The sequence below is a fragment of the Tritonibacter multivorans genome, from assembly GCF_001458415.1.
In the GTDB taxonomy this organism is placed as follows: Bacteria; Pseudomonadota; Alphaproteobacteria; order Rhodobacterales; family Rhodobacteraceae; genus Epibacterium; species Epibacterium multivorans.
In genome coordinates this window covers 230,664-249,616 of record NZ_CYSD01000042.1, presented here as the reverse complement: position 1 = coordinate 249,616, position 18,953 = coordinate 230,664, and the positions used below count along the sequence as shown (strand labels likewise).

The window sequence follows — 18,953 nt, the reverse complement described above, 5'->3', positions numbered from 1 at the left end:
CAAGGAGAGACATAAGAGGAGGAGCCCCATGTCCGAGCCAACGAGCAAGGTCTACCCGCCGTCCGAGGAAATGGTTGCCAACGCCCATGTGAACGCGGCGAAATATGACAGCATGTACGCAGAGTCGATCAATGACCCGGAGGGCTTCTGGGCCCGCGCGGGGGAACGGCTCGATTGGATCAAACCCTTCACCAAGGTCAAAAACAGCGATTTCAGCTTTGGTCAGGTGTCAATCAAATGGTTTGAAGACGGTGTTTTGAACGTCTCGTCGAACTGTATTGACCGACATCTGGAAACCCGCGGTGACCAGACCGCGATCATCTGGGAACCCGACAACCCCGACGAGCCTGCGCAGCACATCACCTATAGCGAGCTGCACCGCCGCACTTGCCGTATGGCGAACGTGCTGGAAACGCTGGGCGTGCGCAAAGGCGACCGGGTGGTGATCTATCTGCCGATGATCCCCGAAGCGGCTTATGCCATGCTGGCCTGCGCGCGCATTGGTGCGATCCACTCTATCGTGTTTGCGGGCTTTTCCCCCGACGCGCTGGCAGCCCGTGTGAACGGCTGTGACGCCAAGGTGCTGATCACCGCTGATGAGGCGCCGCGTGGCGGTCGTGTAACCCCGCTGAAATCCAATGCGGATGCCGCCCTGCTGCACTGCAAGGACACGGTGAAATGTCTGGTGGTGCGCCGCACCAAGGGCCAGATCTCTTGGATCGAGGACCGCGACTTCGACTACAATGAGATGGTGCTGGAAGCCAACGACTACTGCAAACCGGCCGAGATGAACGCCGAGGATCCGCTGTTTATCCTCTATACCTCGGGCTCGACGGGTCAGCCCAAAGGCGTCGTGCATTCCACCGGCGGTTACCTGACCTATGCGGCGCTGACCCATGAGATCAGCTTTGATTACCACGAAGGCGACATCTACTGGTGTACGGCGGATGTGGGCTGGGTTACGGGCCACAGCTATATCGTCTATGGGCCGCTGGCCAATGGTGCGACCACGCTGATGTTTGAGGGCACCCCCACCTACCCCGATGCGGGGCGGTTCTGGGCGGTCTGCGAAAAGCACAAGGTGAACCAGTTCTACACCGCGCCGACCGCGATCCGCGCGCTGATGGGTCAGGGCACCGAATTTGTCGAAAAATACGACCTGTCGGACCTGCGCCTGCTGGGCACCGTGGGTGAACCCATCAACCCCGAGGCCTGGAACTGGTACAATGATGTGGTCGGCAAAGGTCGCTGCCCGATCATCGACACCTGGTGGCAGACCGAAACCGGCGGCCATCTGATGACCCCGCTGCCGGGCGCGCATGCCACCAAACCGGGTGCTGCGATGAAACCCTTCTTCGGGGTGGAGCCTGTGGTTCTGGACCCGCAATCGGGCGAAGAGATCACCGGCAATGGCGTCGAAGGTGTCCTGTGTATCAAAAGCAGCTGGCCCGGCCAGATGCGCACCGTCTGGGGCGATCACGAACGCTTCGAGAAGACCTATTTCTCGGACTACAAAGGCTATTACTTCACCGGGGACGGCTGCCGCCGCGACGCAGATGGTGATTACTGGATCACGGGCCGCGTCGACGACGTGATCAACGTCTCCGGTCACCGCATGGGCACCGCCGAAGTTGAAAGCGCGCTGGTCGCCCATGCCGCCGTGGCCGAAGCCGCCGTGGTCGGCTACCCGCACGAGATCAAGGGTCAGGGCATCTATTGCTATGTCACGCTGATGAACGACCGCGAACCCTCGGACGAGCTTCTGAAAGAGCTGCGCACCTGGGTCCGTACTGAAATCGGCCCGATTGCCAGCCCCGATGTGATCCAATGGGCCCCCGGCCTTCCCAAAACCCGGTCTGGCAAAATCATGCGCCGCATTCTGCGCAAGATCGCCGAGAACGACTATGGCAGCCTTGGCGACACCTCAACGCTTGCAGATCCCAGCGTGGTGGACGACCTGATCGCCAACCGCGCCACCAAGGGCTAAGCCTCCACCCCCCTCCAAGGCCCGCCACCCGGCGGGCCTTTTCTTTTTTCATCAATATCTTAAAGCCCCTTTCAAACCATGCCCTTCAATCGGTTTTCCTTCCTTCTGCTGCTGTTCTGCGGCACGCTGTGCAGCGCCATGATTGTCCCCTTCATGGCGTTCTTTCTGGTCGAGGGGCTGGGCTATGCGCCTTGGATCATCAGCGTGTATTCTCTGCTGGCGGTCGGGCTGACCCTCTTGGTCAACCGCCAGTTTGCCACCCGCATTGATGCAGGGGCTGTGGCCTTTCCCCTGGTTGGCTGTGCGATTGTAGGGTTCTTATGTGCGGTTGCCTGTCTGTGGCTGTCGCCAGCACTCTGGACCGCGCTGAGCGTCGGCGTGGTTGGCTTTGGTCTGGGCTCCAGCGCCACCTCGACCATGTTCAGCCTTGGCGGCATTCTGGCAGAGCGGCTGGACATCGCGCGCAGCCGTTTCAACGCGCATATGCGCGCCACCACGTCGACCGCATGGATGGTTGGCCCGGCGGTGACCTTCCTGATCGCTGATCAGATCAGCCTGCAGGCGGTGTTTCTGGTGGCCCTGCTTATTGCAACGCTCTGGGCTGCGCTGTGGTGGATGACCCTGCCGCGCGACATTGCCGCCGTGCCGAAATCCACAGCGCCCCGCGATCAGGGTGGCGCCGCGCTCAATCACGATCTGTGGCGCGCGGCGGCCTTTGTGTTCTGCCTGTCCTTTGCCCATTCCATCACCTTCTCTGCGCTGCCGCTGTTTTATGTGCAGGAGGTCGGGCTGCCGGGTTACGCGCCGGGTCTGGCTTTCAGCATGAAAACCTTTGTGGAGGTGATCGCCATCTTCTCAACCCCGTGGATCATTGCCCGCTTTGGCATTCGCCGGGCGCTTCTGGCCACCACGCTGCTGGCCGTGATCACCATTCAGATTCTGGCCCAGGTGCAGAACTTTCCACAGATGCTCTTTGGGGCGGCGCTAGAGGGGCTCTACTATGGGTTCTACGCCAGCCTCGGGATCAGCTATGTGCAATCCTTTTCTGAGGATCGCCCCGCCCGCGCCACCGCGCTGTATTGGAATGCAATAATGGTCAGCGGCGTGCTGGCCGGACCTGTGGTGGGCAGCGTCGCGCAGGCCTTTGATTTTCAGGCTGTGGTCCGCATCGCCTCTGTGGCGGCGCTGGTGGCGCTGGCCGTGCTTGGGGTGGGGCGAAAACCCCGCTGAGCCTGCGTGACTATTCGGTATTTTCAGGAGCGCCTTCGCTGTCCCTGCGGACGAGAGACAGCGCGCGCGACGGGCATGTGGCAACACAGACGCCGCAAGCAATGCAGGCAGCGTCTTCCACACTCAGAAGGCCATCCCCATGGAACAGCGCCCCGGTTGGACAGACCCAGGCGCATTGGCCGCAATACGTGCAGTCCGCGCCAGAAATCGCAAGTTCAGCCGGGCGCATGGCCTTGGCAGGCACCGGCGCGGCATCTACCACAGGACCACGCGTGCCGTGTTCCGCCCAGCCCGCAAGCAGCCCTTCGACCGAATGGAACAAGGACACCACCTGCCCCGGTCCCAGCCGCAGGGCCGCCGCCTCCACCCGTTGCAATTGCCCGGCCAACCGCGTCACATCCGCGCTGAGCTGAAGATAAACCCGGTCAAACCCCGATTTCAGCGCCACACACAGATCCTCTGCGGTCAGGCAGTCCGCCTGACACACTGTGACCCACGTGATCCCCACTGGCATCTGCCCCGCCTCAGCCGGCATCAAGGACCCGTCACTTGCGCCCTGATCCAGCAACACCAGAACCTGCTCTTCTGCGCTCAGATCCCGCTGCAAACGCGCCCTGAGGCACAGCGGATCCAAAGGGGACGCCCGGCCTTTATCCTGCTTAGAAAACCGTGAACTTTGCCCGCTGTCGTCGTCATCTTTTACGGCAACGCGCACATCATCAGCCCCGTCTTCCTCCGGCACAGATTGGATGGACATCACGGATGCGCCAATGCGTTTACGCCCCCTCCCACCGCCGCCAGCGTCACGGGAAAGAGCGCAAAAGCATAACTGTTCCGTTGGTTTAAGCACCGGAACCCCTACTCACTACAGGCAGATCACACCCTATCTGCCGCAACCTCATGACACCCCAATGGACTTAAAGAACTCTTACCCCGGCCGCCAGAATACACGAACCCCGCCGAAAATTCGGCGGGGTTCTTTCGTTTTTTCGAAACTTTCGCGCTGACTTTCTGCCAACGACCGGTATGACGCCTTACTTCAGCGCCGCATCGGTGATCGCGTGGGTCCAGGCGCCTTCGGGTGCTTTGGTGATCACAGGATCAGAGCCGCCCCCCATCAGGGTTGCGACCGTGCGTTCGTAATCGGCAACATCCAGCGCGCCGTTCGAACCCGCAGTCAGTTTTGCGATTTCACCCATCATGCGCTTCTGGTGCACTTCGGTCTGCGCACCAGAGGCATCATTGTCCAGAACGATCTCAGCCGCTTCATCCGGGTTCTCTTCAGCGTATTTCCAACCCTTCATAGAGGCGCGCACAAAACGCTCCATCTTACCAGCGAATTCGGGGTCCGACAGTTTGTCTTCCAGCACATAAAGACCATCTTCCAGCGTCGCGACGCCCTGATCCTCATATTTGAAGGTCACCAGTTCGTCCGCACCAACGCCCGCGTCAATCACCTGCCAGTACTCATTGTAGGTCATGGTCGAAATACAATCGGCCTGACGCTGCAACAGCGGATCGACATTAAAGCCCTGCTTCAGAACCTCAACACCAGAGGCGGATTTTCCCTCGGTGGAAATGCCCAGCTGGCTCATCCAGCTCATGAAGGGGAACTCATTACCAAAGAACCAAACGCCCAGCGTACGGTCGGCCAGATCCGCGGGTGCCGCAATGCCGGTGTCTTTCCAGCAGGTCAGCATCATGCCAGAGGATTTGAATGGCTGCGCAATGTTCACCAGCGGCAGACCCTTTTCACGGGCGGCCAGCGCGGCAGGCATCCATTCCACGGTGACGTCAGCACCACCACCTGCGATCACCTGGGTCGGCGCGATGTCGGGGCCACCCGGCAGGATGGTCACATCCAGATCTTCCTCGCTGTAAAACCCCTTGTCGAGCGCCACATAGTAGCCCGCGAACTGGGCCTGAGTGACCCATTTCAGCTGCAGTTTGACCTCATCCGCGGCATATGCGGCAGAAGTTCCCATCAGTGCCATGGCGGCGGCTGTGAGCACGTGTTTCATATCAGACTCCCTATTGTCCTTATGGTCAAATTTTGCGCGACAGAACGGCCAAGGCAAAGTTATTTCACAATAAGCCAAGACGATTTCAGCCGCTGTGCGAAAGTTTTGGGCATTTATTCACGGGGTATTTTTACCCTCTTTTCAGTATCATAGACGCCAAAACAAAACCCCTCCCGCATGGGCGGAAGGGGTTATCTTATGGGGCTACCTTTGTGAGGGGTGCCAGAAGGTCAAAACCTTCTCCAGCCCCGCCATCAGCCCGTAGAAGGCTGACCCGGCAAGGGCCGCAACCACGATCTCGGCCCAGACCATATCCAGCGCAAGCTGCCCAACCGAGGTCGAAATCCGAAAGCCCATCCCCACCGTGGGAGAGCCAAAGAACTCTGCGACAATGGCACCGATCAGCGCCAGCGTGGTGGAAATTTTCAGACCGTTAAAGATAAACGGCAGGGCCGCAGGCAGGCGCAGCTTGAAAAGCGACTGCCAGTAGCTGGCGGCATAGGTGGCCATCAGGTCACGCTGCATCTGATCGGTTTCGCGCAGGCCCGCAACGGTGTTCACCAGCATCGGGAAAAACACCATCACGACAACCACAGCTGCTTTGGACTGCCAGTCAAAGCCAAACCACATCACCAGAATGGGCGCGGTGCCGACAATCGGCAGGGCCGCCACAAAATTCCCGACCGGCAACAGACCCCGGCGCAGGAAATCGCTGCGATCAACCAAAATGGCCATCACAAACGCCGCACCACAGCCGATAATATAGCCCCCCAGCGCTCCCTTCAGGATCGTCTGCGAGAAATCCGCCCAAAGAATCGGGATCGACCCGGCGAAACGCTCTGCGATCACGCTGGGCGCCGGAAGGATCACCAACGGCACCCCAAGACCACGCACCAAAAGCTCCCAGACAATCAGCAGCGTCCCACCAAAGATCGCAGGCACCAAAAGCTGCACCGCCCGCGTCCCGGCCTGCGCCCCATTGGCAAGCCGCGCATTCAACCACCAGGCCGCGATCCAGACCAAAAGCGCCAGAACAACCAAAAGCATCACAGGGCCCCTTTCATCTTTTTACAAATATCCCGGGGGAGGCGCGCAGCGCCGGGGGCAGAGCCCCCTAATCCCGTCTTGCGGGCAGCGCCCCCTAATCCCATCACGTGGGCAGCGCCCGCCTTTTTGAAACGGGTCATGACCGCACCCCCATCCGGGCCAGCAGCGCCCGCTCCATCAGTCCCAACAGCGCCACCAGTGCCGCCGCCAAAATCGCCGCCGCAAACAGCGCCGACCAGATCTGAACGGTCTGCCCATAATAGCTGCCCGCCAACAGACGCGCCCCAAGGCCAGCCACAGCACCCGTAGGCAGCTCACCAACAATCGCCCCCACCAGAGATGCAGCAATGCCGATCTTGAGCGATGCAAACAGATACGGCAGCGACGATGGCAACCGCAGCTTCCAGAACCCATGGTTCGTGGAGGCGTTATAGGTCTTCAACAGGTCCAGCTGCATGTGATCCGGACTGCGCAACCCTTTCACCATACCAACAACCACCGGGAAGAAACTCAGATAAGCCGCAATAATCGCCTTGGGCAGCAAGCCCTGCACGCCAATGGAATAGAGCACCACAATAATCATCGGCGCGAGCGCAATGATCGGGATGGTCTGGCTGACAATGGCCCAGGGCATGACAGACATATCCATCACCTTGGAATGCACGATCCCAACCGCCAGCAGGATCCCCGCCAGCGTGCCGATGCCAAAGCCCAGAAGCGTCGCAGTCAGTGTCACCTTGCCGTGATAGATCAGGCTGCGTTTGGAGGTGACCTTCTTCTCAACCGTGGTCTGCCACAGCTCCACCGCCACCTGATGCGGCGCGGGCAAGCGCGGGCGGTCCACGGACCACACGCGGGTCATCGCAAATCTATTGTTCGCAACCAGCCCAAGGGCCGAGGCATCGCGGCGTTCCTTGGCGGTGGCAGGCGTCACCTGCTCGCCTTCCCGTTCCGCAGCATCCAAAACGCCCTTAATGTTCATCGGCACACAAGCGAGGTACCAAACACCAATGATCCCCGCGACGACAGTGAGAACAGCGAAGAAAGTTTTCATGTCTTCGCCCCCTCATCATGGCACACGACAGGTGCACAGGGGGGGTACAGGGGGTGCACGCATATCACCCCCCAGTTTTTAGGCCCTTGCTTCTTCATTCTGCATGCCCCGCCCGCAGCCCTTCGCGCACGCGATGCGAGACCTCAATGAACTCTGCACTGTCGCGAATATCCAGGGGGCGCTCTTTTGGCAGCGGGCTGTCGATGATCTCGTGAATGCGGCCCGGACGCGGCGACATGACCACAATCTTGGTCGACAGATACACCGCCTCGGGGATCGAGTGGGTGACAAAGCCAATGGTCTTATCGGTCCGCGCCCAAAGCTGCAAAAGCTGCTCGTTCAGATGGTCGCGCACAATTTCATCCAGCGCTCCAAAGGGTTCATCCATCAGCAGAATATCGGCATCAAACCCCAGCGCGCGCGCAATCGACGCCCGCTGCTGCATACCGCCCGATAGCTGCCAGGGGAATTTGCCGCCAAAGCCCTCCAGCTCCACCAGCTTCAGCACCTCCTCAACGCGGCTCTCCTGCTCCGCTTTGGAGTATCCCATAATCTCAAGAGGTAGCTTGATGTTCTTGGCAATCGTGCGCCACGGGTACAGCCCCGCATGCTGGAACACATAGCCATAGGCGCGCGCTTTTCGCGCCTCTTCCGGGGACATGCCATTCACTGTCAGACTGCCGCCGGTGGGCTGTTCCAGCGCTGCAATACAGCGCAGGAACGTGGTTTTACCGCAGCCCGATGGGCCAATGAAGGAGACAAAATCACCCTTATTGATGGTGAGGTTCACATCCTTCAGCGCCTGCACTGCGGTCTCCCCGGACCCGAACACGAGGTTCAGGTCGCGGGCCTCAATCACAGTTTGGCTGGGAACGGGTTGGGCATCGCCGAACCCTTCGATTTCCGCCTGGCTCAGCATATGTCTTAGACCCCCGTCGCAGGAATGCCGGTACGCTCAACCGGACGCGGCGCTGTCAGCTCTTTCCAGGTAGACAGCGCTTTGTTGACCACGGTGTTGGGTTCGCGTTCCACGAATTTACCGTGACCTTCCTGAGTTTTGATCTCCCCGTCCATCACAGCCACCTGACCCCGGGTCAGCGTATAGCGCGGCAGGCCCTTGACGTCCTGCCCCTCAAACACATTGTAGTCGATCGCAGACTGCTGGCTGTCCGCGGTGATGGTCTTGGATTTTTCCGGGTCCCAAACCACAAGATCCGCATCTGCGCCCACCAGGACCGCGCCCTTCTTGGGATAGCAGTTCAGGATCTTGGCGATATTGGTCGAGGTCACGGCCACAAACTCATTCGGCGTCAGACGGCCGGTGTTGACCCCATGGGTCCACAGCATCGGCATCCGGTCTTCCAGACCACCGGTGCCATTGGGGATCTTGGTGAAATCCCCCACGCCAAAGCGCTTCTGCTCGGATGTAAAGGCACAGTGGTCCGTCGCCACAACCGACAGCGAACCCGATTGCAGACCATTCCACAGCGAATTCTGATGCTGCTTATTGCGGAACGGCGGCGACATCACGCGCCGCGCGGCATGGTCCCAATCGGGGTGCATATATTCGCTGTCGTCCAACGTCAGATGCTGGATCAACGGCTCGCCCCAGACCCGCTTGCCCTGCATCCGCGCGCGGCGGATCGCCTCATGGGACTCCTCACACGACGTATGCACCACATAAAGCGGCACGCCCGCCATATCGGCAATCATGATCGCGCGGTTTGTCGCCTCACCTTCCACCTGCGGCGGACGGGAATAGGCATGCGCCTCGGGGCCAGTGTTGCCTTCAGCCAGCAGTTTTGCAGACAGTTCCGCCACCACATCGCCGTTCTCAGCATGCACCATGGCAATGCCGCCCAGCTCCGCGAGGCGCTGGAAGGAGGCATACATTTCGTCATCATTGACCATCAGCGCGCCCTTATAGGCCATGAAATGCTTGAATGTATTGATGCCACGCTGCTGAATGACGGTCTGCATGTCTTCAAAGACCTGCTCGCCCCACCAGGTCACCGCCATGTGGAAGGAATAGTCGCAATTGGCGCGGGTCGATTTATTGTCCCACCGCTTCAGCGCATCCAAGAGGCTCTCGCCCGGGTTCGGCAAGGCAAAATCGACAACCATTGTGCTGCCGCCCGCAAGACCTGCGCGGGTGCCGCTCTCGAAATCATCCGAGGAATAGGTGCCCATAAAAGGCATCTCAAGATGGGTGTGCGGATCGATCCCGCCCGGCATGACATAGCAGCCAGTGGCGTCCAGAACCTCATCGCCTTTCAGGTCCGGACCAATCTGGGTGATCACGCCCCCCTCGATCAGAACATCGGCCTTATAGGTCAGGTCAGCGGTCACAATGGTGCCGTTCTTGATGACTTTGGTCATTTTCATATCTCCCGTTGAAACTGCGATCTGCCGCCGCTTTTGTTTCAGCTTGTTCCGTCACAGGGCGCCACCGCCCCTTTTTCATCTTTTTACAAATATCCCGGGGGTTTGGGGGCAGAGCCCCCAAGAGTCCTCAGATATCAAGTGCCCCCAGATTTCACGCCACGATCTCGGCCGTCTCCAGCACCGCATGCAGCAACACATCCGTGCCCGCTGCCGCCCAGTCCTTGGAAATCTCTTCCGCCTCATTGTGGCTCAGACCATCAACGCAGGGGCACATGATCATTGCGGTGGGCGCCACATCATTGATCCAGCAGGCATCGTGGCCGGCGCCGGAAATGATATCCATGTGGCTGTAGCCCAAACGCTCCGCCGCGCCGCGCACTGCGCCGACACAGCCTTCATCAAAAGTGACAGGATCAAAATGACCGACCGGTTCGATCTCCAGACCCAGCCCCAGCTCTGCGGCGATCTCTTTGGCCTTCACCTCATATTGTTCGCGCATGGAGGTCAGCTTGCCCAGATCCGGAGAGCGGAAATCAACCGTGAACACCACTTTGCCCGGGATCACATTGCGCGAATTCGGATAAACATCGCAATGCCCGACAGCCCCCACCGCATGGGGCTGATGCGCCATGGCAATCTGATGCGCCGCTTCGGTCATGCGCGCCATGCCCAGACCCGCGTTCACCCGCATATTCATCGGGGTCGAGCCCGTGTGCGCATCTTTGCCGGTCACCGTGCACTGCAGCCACCACAGGCCCTGCCCGTGGGTGACAACGCCAATGTCTTTCTTCTCGGCTTCCAGAATGGGACCCTGTTCAATGTGGAGTTCAAACATCGCGTGCATTTTACGCGCGCCGACCTCTTCATCGCCAACCCAGCCAATGCGCTTCAGCTCATCGCCAAAGGTTTTGCCCTCCGCGTCCTCGCGGCCATAGGCCCAGTCCTGACTGTGCTTGCCCGCAAACACCCCAGAAGACAGCATTGCAGGCGCAAAACGCGTGCCCTCTTCATTGGTCCAGTTGGTCACCACGATTGGGTGTTTGGTCTTGATTTCCATGTCATTCAGCGAACGGATCACCTCCAGCCCGCCCAGAACACCCAAAATACCGTCGTATTTGCCGCCGGTGGGCTGGGTGTCCAGATGGCTGCCCATATAGACCGGCAGCGCATCCGGGTCTTCACCTGCGCGGGTGGCAAACATATTGCCCATCGTGTCGACCCCCATGGTGCAGCCTGCGGCCTCGCACCAGGATTGGAACAGCGCGCGGCCTTCCGCATCCTCATCCGTCAGGGTCTGGCGATTGTTGCCGCCTGCGACACCGGGGCCGATTTTGGCCATGTCCATAAGGCTGTCCCACAAACGGTCGCCGTCGATCTTCAGATTTTTACCGAGTGCTGTCATCCAGTACTTCCTTCCCTGCGGCCCTGCCGTCCGGGGCTCTGCCCTCGGGGTTGGTGGCGGACCATGAGCCATGCGCCTGCGCGCCGCTCCGTGGCTGTGGTCTGACGTTGGCCAATTGCCCTTTGACGATCATCTAAAACATGTACGTCGGAGGAACATTTGACCAACTGGTCAAACTCACGGTAACACCGGCGTGACATCAGTCAAGAAATTGCGTATTGCGAAAACAGCAAACTTGCCCTTCGGCTGGACAAGTGAGCGAAAAACAGGCGAAATTATTTTATCGCCCCGAAACCTCTCTCAGCTTACTGCAATTCGGGGCCGGGAATAGAAAGAAGCATTGCCGTGACAACCTCTGAAAGAAGCCTGACGCGTATTCAGAAACGAAACCGTGCCGCGATCCTCGAAGCCGCGTTGGACGTGTTTTCGCAAAATGGGTTTCGGGGCGCGACCGTCGACCAGATCGCCAAAGCTGCAGGGCTGTCCAAACCCAATCTACTTTACTACTTCCCATCAAAGGAAGAGATTTTCACCGCCCTTCTGTCGCAGCTTCTGGACAGCTGGCTTGCCCCTTTGCGCGACTTGAACGCTGACGGCGAACCCCTTGAAGAAATTCTACAATATACCCGTCGCAAGCTCGAGATGAGCCGTGAAATGCCGCGCGAAAGCCGCCTGTTTGCCAATGAGCTGGTCCAGGGCGCGCCGCGGATGATCGACCAACTGTCCACTGATCTGCGGGTGTTGGTGGATGACACGGTGATGATCTTTGAAACTTGGATGACCGAGGGAAAGCTGGCCCGCGTGCACCCCCGCCACCTGCTGTTTTCAATCTGGTCGCTGACCCAGCACTACGCGGATTTCGACGTGCAGGTGCGCACCCTTATGGCGCCGGACGGCCCAATGGATGGCGCTGAAGAATTTCTTGAAAATCTCTATCGGAAAATGCTGACCCCTGCCAATTGACCGCGGTGGCGTGCTGCAAAAATAGGCACTCGAATTGCGACATACCCCGGCTGGAAACAGACAAAAAGCGCCGCGCAAAATGCGCGGCGTTTCAGTTTTCACAGGTCAGCGGAGGAAGGTGTGGAGGTTCAGGCATTTTGCACCGCCTGATTATCGGGCGAGACCCCGCCCCGCCCGATGAAATTTTATTCGCCCGCAACCGCGGATGGGTTGTTGGGATGGGTCGTCCAGTTGGCGTATTCGTCGGAAACAACCTCGCCGGTGCGCTGATCCAACTGGCCTGCGGGCACCTCCTCCATGGTGATACAGCCTTCAACCGGGCAGACATTCACGCAGAGGTTACAGGCCACGCATTCGTCATCCTTCACGGTAAAGGTGCGGTCCTCGGACATGGCAATCGCCTGATGCGAGGTGTCCTCGCAGGCGGCAAAACAGCGGCCGCATTTGATGCAATCGTCCTGATTGATCTTCGCCTTGGCCACATAGTTCAGGTCCAGATACTGCCAATCGGTGACATTGGGGGTCGCCATGCCGCGGAAGTCCTCGATCGAGGTATAGCCTTTTTCATCCATCCAATGGCTGAGGCCCGAGATCATTTCCTCGACCACTTTAAACCCATAGGTCATCGCCGCCGTGCAGACCTGCACATTGCCAGCCCCAAGCGCGATAAACTCAGCCGCGTCTTTCCAGGTGGTTACACCGCCAATGGCGGAAATCGGCAGGCCGGCTGTGGCCGGATCGCGGGCAATCTCTGCCACCATATTCAACGCAATCGGTTTCACCGCCGGACCACAATAGCCGCCGTGCGACCCCTTGCCACCAATCGTCGGCTCCGGCGCCATATTGTCCAGATCGACCGAGGTGATGGAGTTGATCGTATTGATCAGCGACACCGCATCGGCATTGCCCGCCTGCGCCGCGCGCGCCGGGTGGCGGATGTCGGTGATGTTTGGCGTCAGCTTCACGATCACCGGGCGGTCATAATACTGCTTGCACCATTCGGTCACCATCTGGATGTAGTCTGGCACCTGCCCCACAGCCGATCCCATGCCGCGTTCGGCCATCCCATGCGGGCAGCCAAAGTTCAGCTCGATCCCGTCGGCATTGGTTTCCGCCACGCGCGGCAGGATCTTTTTCCACGCCTCTTCTTCGCAGGGCACCATGATCGAAGCAATCAGCGCGCGGTCGGGATAGTCCTTTTTCACGCGGGTCATTTCCTCGAGGTTCACCTCGAGCGGGCGATCGGTGATCAGTTCGATATTGTTCAGCCCCAGAAGGCGACGATCCGCGCCCCAGATCGCGCCATAGCGCGGGCCGTTTACATTGACCACGGGCGGGCCTTCTGCGCCCAGCGTCTTCCAGACCACACCGCCCCAGCCCGCTTCAAAGGCGCGACGGACATTGTATTCTTTGTCGGTTGGCGGCGCAGAGGCCAGCCAGAAGGGGTTCGGAGACTTAATACCGAGGAATTCTGTCGTCAGATCAGCCATTTGATCTCTCCCTATTCTGCTTGTCGGTGACCGGGATACGGTCCCAACTGGCTCAGGCCATAAGGCTCTTGTGGATGTCTTCAGCGGCGTCGCGGCCTTCGGCCACGGCGGTCACGGTCAGATCTTCGCCGCCCGAGGCACAGTCGCCCCCGGCCCAGACGCCTGCAATCGACGTGCGGCCAGCGTCGTTCACTTGGATCTTCCCACCTTCGATCGCGAGCTCCTGCGGCGCGCCTTCCAGCGTCTGGCCAATGGCCTTGAACACCTGATCGGCCGCCAGACGCGTGGTCTCGCCCGTTCCCGTGACGCGGCCCTCCACGATATCGGTGTATTCCAGTTCAATCTCAGCTGCGGCGCCATTGCCGATGATTTCCTTGGGCATCACATTGAACATCAGCTTCACGCCCTTGGAGGCCGCAAGATCCTGTTCAAAGCGGCTGGCCCCCATCGCATCACGGTCGCGGCGGTAGGCAATGGTGACGTTTTCCGCGCCCAGCAGTTTCGACTGCACCGCGGCATCCACAGCGGTCATGCCACCGCCGATCACCACCACATTGCGCCCCACGGGCAGCGCGCTCAGGTCATCTGCCTGTCGCACATCTTCGATGAAATCGACCGCATCGCGCACGCCGTCTTTGTCTTCGCCCGCTGCGCGCAGCGCATTGACGCCTGCCAGACCGATGGACAAGAAGACCGCGTCATACTCGGCCTTCAGGCCATCAAGGGTCAGACCTTTGCCAAAACCTTTGTCGTATTCGACAGTGATGCCGCCGATCTGCATCAACCATTCGACTTCACGCCCGGCAAAATCGTTGGTGGATTTATAAGCGGCAATGCCAAATTCGTTCAGCCCGCCCGCTTTGGACTTATATTCAAACACCACCACATCGTGGCCCTTCATCGCAAGGCGATGGGCGGCGGCCAGACCTGCGGGCCCCGCGCCCACAACCGCGACCGTCTTACCGGTGGCCTCTGCGCGGGTGAACGGGTGGATACCCTTCTCCATCACGGTGTCGGTGGCAAAGCGCTGAAGACGGCCAATTTCAACCGGCTTGCCTTCGGCGGCTTCGCGCACACAGGCCTCTTCGCACAGGGTCTCGGTCGGACAAACGCGCGCGCACATGCCGCCCAGAATGTTCTGATCCAAAATTGTCTTAGCGGCGCTTTCCGCGTGGCCGGCCTGAATTTCGCGGATGAATTGCGGAATATCAATAGATGTCGGGCATGCCGTCATGCACGGCGCGTCAAAACAGAAATAACACCGATCCGCCGCAACCGCCGCCTCGTGGGCGTCATAGGGCGCATGCAGATCCCCGAAGTTTTCAGCGATGTCGACAGAGGACAAACGCCCCGACTTGATCCCGGATGCCTGGTGGCTGGTCGCCATTGGGTATCTCCCTGATTGGATAGATTTTTGGGTCTTGTCTTTCCTCTATGCTGCCACAGCTCTATTTTTTATCAACTGGTAAAATTTTGGCCTTTCGGAAAAATTTGAAACTGCCCCCGCAGAAACAACGGTAATGTGCTGAAAACCCAAGACTAAAGACAGTTGCTGAAATCATAAGCGGATCCTCGGGCTTCGGCCATTCACCGCGCAATCCCCCCCAAACCAGCGCCAATCCGTCGGGAATTCAGTGATTCCAAACCGAACGCAAAAGAAAACGGGGCCGGACTGTGCTGTCCTGCCCCGTCGAAATTCTTATCCTTGGCAGCCCAAAGGCCACAGCAGATTTACTGCATGCCAAGCGCTTCCTTGTACATCTCCAGAACCGCTTCTTCTTCGGCGATGTCATTGGCGTCGCGCTTGCGCAACGCGACCACTTTGCGCATCACTTTGGTGTCGTAACCACGTGCCTTAGCTTCGGCCATGACTTCTTTTTGCTGTTCAGCGAGGTTTTTCTTTTCCTCGTCCAGACGCTCGAAACGTTCAATGAACTGGCGCAGTTCACCCGCGGTGACGCGGTAGTTTTCAATCTTTTCTTCTTCGGTCATGTCCATGGGTCGGCTCCATCCGCTAGTGGCCTCAAGGCTCCGGTGTGTGCCCGGATTGGCCCTGTTCGATCACGAGGGAAATACAAGCGCGCGCGCCGTCCCGCAAGCGGTGATGGCCGTGATCGGCAGCAAAGCGGCAATTTCGCCCCACCAACAGCAGTTGCGTGGGCACAGATGTTGCGCTACCCGCATGTGAGATTTTGCGACTGAGAAGGTAAGAGCACGATGGAGTATCTGATCTGGGCCGGTGGCGCCCTGACCTTGGCCGGTATGGTGGGGCTTGTGTTCTGTGTCCTGCGCGTGGTGCGTGCAAAACGCCAGAACCTGGATGACGAGGCCCTGCGCGCGGTGTTGCAAGGGGTGTTGCCCATGAACCTGGGCGCGCTGGCGCTGTCGGTGCTGGGATTGATGCTGGTCATGGTTGGCCTGGTTCTGGCCTGATCGCACGTTCCCTTCGGAAGACGCAAAAACGCCCGGCGCTGGCCCGGGCGTTTTTTGTTCAGATCGGATTGCAGGAGGCCCCTGCTCGACGTCCTGCGATCCTGTCTGGGTGATCCAATGTTCGAATGGGGATCAGACCGGCATATTGTCGAAACGACTTTCCGCCAATTCTTCATTCAAAACATGTTCGAGCCCGCGCAAGCTGCCGGGGATGGATCCACCGGCTTTGCGAATGCCCGCAAGCAAACCACTGAACTCTGGCAGCAGCTCGAGCCGGTGCGCCGGATTGGCTGCTCGAATGCTTTCTTCCAGTGCGGTGGCCCGCGACATCAATTCGTCCATAGTCATCGTTAATCTCCTCCCAAAAGTGCCGATCGCTCGAAAACAGTTGGCGCGCACCCCGGCACAATTGAAGAATACCGCAATCCGGAGTTGCATCAAGCGACACCTCAATTTTGAGGCGCTTTGTCGCAAAAAAGTTATATTTTTGAATAATCTTTAACCATAATCTGATCTCGCATCGCAGCGAAGAAACCCCGTCAAATTCTGCGCAGCAGCGTATCAATTCTATTATAGGTTGTCTCCCCTTGTAACCTTACGCGCGCATCCCGCAACTCTTGCGTGAAGACACCCGCCCCCTACGCGCCGCCCTTCCAAAGCCGTCTTCCGTGCCTTTCCGGCCAGTGTGACATGCCAACTGGCGCCGCGCGCCAGATCCCACTGCAAGAAGTACTGTCAATGCAATAAGATAAGACAAGGCCACCGTTTTTGATGGGATCTCATCATTACCGACCTGACAAACCCAAGGAAAGCCGCACCCCCAAATTGGGACCTGAGCCCCCATGGCCGCCTGCGCGAGCGACGTCTTGAAAGGGGGCTTCACGTCTTCGCGGCACTGCAGCAGGTCGGCGGCCCGAAACCCAGAGATCGTTTTTTAAGCAGACACAGTGCAAGCGCGTCTCAACGAGGCCGGACGATTGTATGCTCGCACGGGTTTCGGTGATTCTGAGAGCGGATTGGGAATCGCCAGGGAAGCCGTGTCACAGATGCGCTTCGATCTGGACCGGGGCCCGGCAAAGTCGTAAGGAACTTGCATGGACATTCGCACGATCACCCCCCGCTATTCGGTCTCGCCGCAGATCTCTGCCGAGGATGTTGCCGCTATTGCTGCGGCTGGTTTCAAAACCGTCATCTGTAATCGCCCGGACGCCGAAGTGCCGCCGAGCCATCAGGCCGATGCAATCGGGGCTGCGGTCACAGCTGCGGGGCTGACGTTTAAGGTGCTGCCACTGACGCATCAGACCATGAACGCAGAAAACGTCGCCCTCCAGCGCGAGCTATACGAGGGCTGCGAGGGGCCGGTGCTGGCTTATTGTGCCTCGGGCACGCGCTGTTCGGTTGTCTGGGCGCTGGGTCAGGCCAGCGATCTGGATGTCGACACGATTATGACGGCAACCACAGAGGCAGGCTATGACCTGAGCGGTCTGCGCCCCACGTTGGACGCGATCGCCGCGTCCTAAGGCCCTGTGATTTCGGGCATGACACATCGACCAAGTAAAGCGCCCTATGGGGCGCTTTTTCTGTTTAAGGCTGTTTGTATTTCAGCGGGTTAGGTGCCCGTTTCAGGCAGATCCGGCAGATCGCCGCCAAGCCCTGCAAGATCCGAGATTTCAACGGCGGTGTTTTCCGCATTGAAGTCGCCGCCAAGGTCACCACCAAGATCGCCCCCAAGATCGCCCATTGGCAGGCCGCCGGGTTCATCCAGAGTGAGCGGCAGGTCATCTGGCAGGCCACCGCCCAAATCGCCGCCTAGATCACCGCCAAGGCCACCACCCAGATCGCCACCCAGATCGCCACCGAGACCTCCGCCCAAGTCGCCCCCCAAGCCGCCGCCAAAATCACCGCCTAAGCCGCCGCCAAGATCACCGCCCAGACCGCCAGGCTCTTGCAAACCTTGCGCCGCAATAGACAGCCCCATTCCGGCCTCCGAAGGCGCAGCACCGCCGCCAACCTGATCAGAGAACGTGCCATCGCCCTGCCCCGGCAGTTTAACGGAGCCAACGTTGATCCGAACGGCCTTGGAACCGTTCATCTGCCCCATGCGCCCCTTGGCAACCACAGTGCCATTAATGGCGAGCAGATCGGTTTCATACAGGTAAGCCTGGTCCAATGGCATCAGATCGCCAACCCTCAGCGACGTAAACTCGCGCAGCGGCAATTTCGCCTTGCACAGCACCGCGCTGAGTTCGGCGCGCATGCTGCCAACGCCTGCGCCAATACGGGGGCCGCGGATTTGCTGGCTTTCGGCATTTTCTTCGGCCGAAGGTTCCGGCAGAAGGATCCGAACCTCACCCTGCATCTTGCCGCAGTCGAGGTCGATATTGAGGTTGATAACCCGGTAGTCATCCGCCTCCATCCCCAGAACAAGGGTCCGAACATCTTCGATCTGCGCACCAAAACGGTAGCCTTCGAACATGTCGCGGTCGCGCTGTTCCTCGAGGATCTCAACAACTTTGCCAAAGAGCTTTTCCAGAAACTCTGCCACCATCGCAGCATCGGTCGGGGTATAGGCGCGTTCGTCGCCCGCCATGCCCATCACGGCTCCCATGGTCTGCTTCTGGATCAACGCCGTCACGGCGGCCGCATCCAGCGTCGCGGCGCCAATGCGCCCCTTTGGGCAGTCAAGCAAAACCAGCAGGTGTTTGTCAGACAGAAGCGCTGTCAAATCTTCGGGTTTACGGTTGTTCTGACGGGCGGCAATGACCGCCATCGGCAATTCGCACAGGTCTTCTGCCGCGCGCGCGACCGCGCGGCGCAGCGCCTTCAATGTAAGGGACCCGCCGACCCTACCTTTGTCTTCTTTTGTCGCCGCAAGCTTACGGGCCAGTCCTCCGACTGGCTTCATGTCTTGCTGCGATTGATCCTTGTCAGTCATAGATTA

Annotated in this window: 17 protein-coding genes; 5 read left to right on the top strand and 12 right to left on the bottom strand. The window is 59.3% G+C overall.

Translation table 11 applies throughout. From position 1 onward, the window contains the following. Positions 1-28: 28 nt before the first annotated feature. The gene (gene acs / locus TRM7557_RS16945) at positions 29-1,987 is read left to right on the top strand and encodes an acetate--CoA ligase (protein ID WP_058291396.1); all 1,959 of its coding nucleotides are present in this window, start codon (positions 29-31) and stop codon (positions 1,985-1,987) included. Positions 1,988-2,065: 78 nt separating this feature from the next. After that, positions 2,066-3,217 (top strand): MFS transporter, encoded by a 1,152-nt coding sequence (locus TRM7557_RS16940; protein WP_058291395.1) that lies wholly within the window; start codon positions 2,066-2,068, stop codon positions 3,215-3,217. Positions 3,218-3,227: 10 nt separating this feature from the next. On the opposite strand, the gene TRM7557_RS20190 is transcribed toward TRM7557_RS16940, so the two are convergent. The 7 genes from TRM7557_RS20190 to TRM7557_RS16905 form a co-directional block, all read right to left on the bottom strand. After that, entirely contained in the window at positions 3,228-3,974 is a 747-nt protein-coding gene (locus TRM7557_RS20190) for an ATP-binding protein (protein ID WP_207382671.1), read from the bottom strand. A gap of 277 nt (positions 3,975-4,251) precedes the next feature. Beyond that, positions 4,252-5,238, bottom strand: coding sequence for an ABC transporter substrate-binding protein (locus TRM7557_RS16930; RefSeq protein ID WP_058291394.1), 987 nt, complete (start codon positions 5,236-5,238; stop codon positions 4,252-4,254). Between the two features lie 204 nt (positions 5,239-5,442). Then, the gene (locus TRM7557_RS16925) at positions 5,443-6,285 is read right to left on the bottom strand and encodes an ABC transporter permease (RefSeq protein ID WP_058291393.1); all 843 of its coding nucleotides are present in this window, start codon (positions 6,283-6,285) and stop codon (positions 5,443-5,445) included. A gap of 136 nt (positions 6,286-6,421) precedes the next feature. Continuing rightward, positions 6,422-7,339, bottom strand: coding sequence for an ABC transporter permease (locus tag TRM7557_RS16920; RefSeq protein WP_058291392.1), 918 nt, complete (start codon positions 7,337-7,339; stop codon positions 6,422-6,424). Positions 7,340-7,433: 94 nt separating this feature from the next. Continuing rightward, complete coding sequence (locus TRM7557_RS16915) at positions 7,434-8,258, bottom strand: ABC transporter ATP-binding protein (protein ID WP_058291391.1); 825 nt, start codon at positions 8,256-8,258, stop codon at positions 7,434-7,436. A gap of 5 nt (positions 8,259-8,263) precedes the next feature. After that, a complete protein-coding gene (gene hydA, locus TRM7557_RS16910) occupies positions 8,264-9,718 on the bottom strand; it encodes a dihydropyrimidinase (RefSeq protein ID WP_058291630.1) in 1,455 nt (484 codons plus the stop codon). 157 nt (positions 9,719-9,875) lie between these two features. Further along, on the bottom strand, positions 9,876-11,126 hold the full coding sequence (locus tag TRM7557_RS16905; RefSeq protein ID WP_058291390.1) for a Zn-dependent hydrolase: 1,251 nt from the start codon (positions 11,124-11,126) through the stop codon (positions 9,876-9,878). Positions 11,127-11,471: 345 nt separating this feature from the next. On the opposite strand from TRM7557_RS16905, the gene TRM7557_RS16900 reads away from it, so the two are divergent. Next, positions 11,472-12,089 carry a TetR family transcriptional regulator C-terminal domain-containing protein gene (locus TRM7557_RS16900; protein ID WP_058291389.1) on the top strand — a complete coding sequence of 206 codons (618 nt, stop codon included), beginning with the start codon at positions 11,472-11,474 and terminating at the stop codon, positions 12,087-12,089. A 185-nt stretch (positions 12,090-12,274) separates the two neighbouring features. On the opposite strand, the gene preA is transcribed toward TRM7557_RS16900, so the two are convergent. The 3 genes from preA to TRM7557_RS16885 form a co-directional block, all read right to left on the bottom strand. Then, entirely contained in the window at positions 12,275-13,579 is a 1,305-nt protein-coding gene (gene preA / locus TRM7557_RS16895) for an NAD-dependent dihydropyrimidine dehydrogenase subunit PreA (RefSeq protein WP_058291388.1), read from the bottom strand. 52 nt (positions 13,580-13,631) lie between these two features. Further along, positions 13,632-14,966: an NAD(P)-dependent oxidoreductase gene (locus TRM7557_RS16890; protein ID WP_058291387.1), complete on the bottom strand. Its 1,335-nt coding sequence runs from the start codon at positions 14,964-14,966 to the stop codon at positions 13,632-13,634. Positions 14,967-15,310: 344 nt separating this feature from the next. Continuing rightward, positions 15,311-15,577: a DUF2312 domain-containing protein gene (locus tag TRM7557_RS16885; RefSeq protein ID WP_058291386.1), complete on the bottom strand. Its 267-nt coding sequence runs from the start codon at positions 15,575-15,577 to the stop codon at positions 15,311-15,313. Positions 15,578-15,796: 219 nt separating this feature from the next. Here TRM7557_RS16885 and TRM7557_RS16880 point away from each other — a divergent pair, with 219 nt between their 5' ends. Next, positions 15,797-16,012, top strand: coding sequence for a hypothetical protein (locus TRM7557_RS16880; RefSeq protein WP_058291385.1), 216 nt, complete (start codon positions 15,797-15,799; stop codon positions 16,010-16,012). A gap of 132 nt (positions 16,013-16,144) precedes the next feature. On the opposite strand, the gene TRM7557_RS16875 is transcribed toward TRM7557_RS16880, so the two are convergent. Further along, the gene (locus TRM7557_RS16875; protein WP_058291384.1) at positions 16,145-16,360 is read right to left on the bottom strand and encodes a hypothetical protein; all 216 of its coding nucleotides are present in this window, start codon (positions 16,358-16,360) and stop codon (positions 16,145-16,147) included. Positions 16,361-17,106: 746 nt separating this feature from the next. Between TRM7557_RS16875 and TRM7557_RS16870 the strand changes: the two genes are divergently transcribed. Beyond that, positions 17,107-17,532: a protein tyrosine phosphatase family protein gene (locus TRM7557_RS16870; RefSeq protein ID WP_058291383.1), complete on the top strand. Its 426-nt coding sequence runs from the start codon at positions 17,107-17,109 to the stop codon at positions 17,530-17,532. A gap of 89 nt (positions 17,533-17,621) precedes the next feature. Here TRM7557_RS16870 and TRM7557_RS16865 read toward each other — a convergent pair whose 3' ends face one another. Then, on the bottom strand, positions 17,622-18,947 hold the full coding sequence (locus tag TRM7557_RS16865) for a FliM/FliN family flagellar motor switch protein (protein ID WP_058291382.1): 1,326 nt from the start codon (positions 18,945-18,947) through the stop codon (positions 17,622-17,624). Positions 18,948-18,953 lie beyond the last annotated feature (6 nt).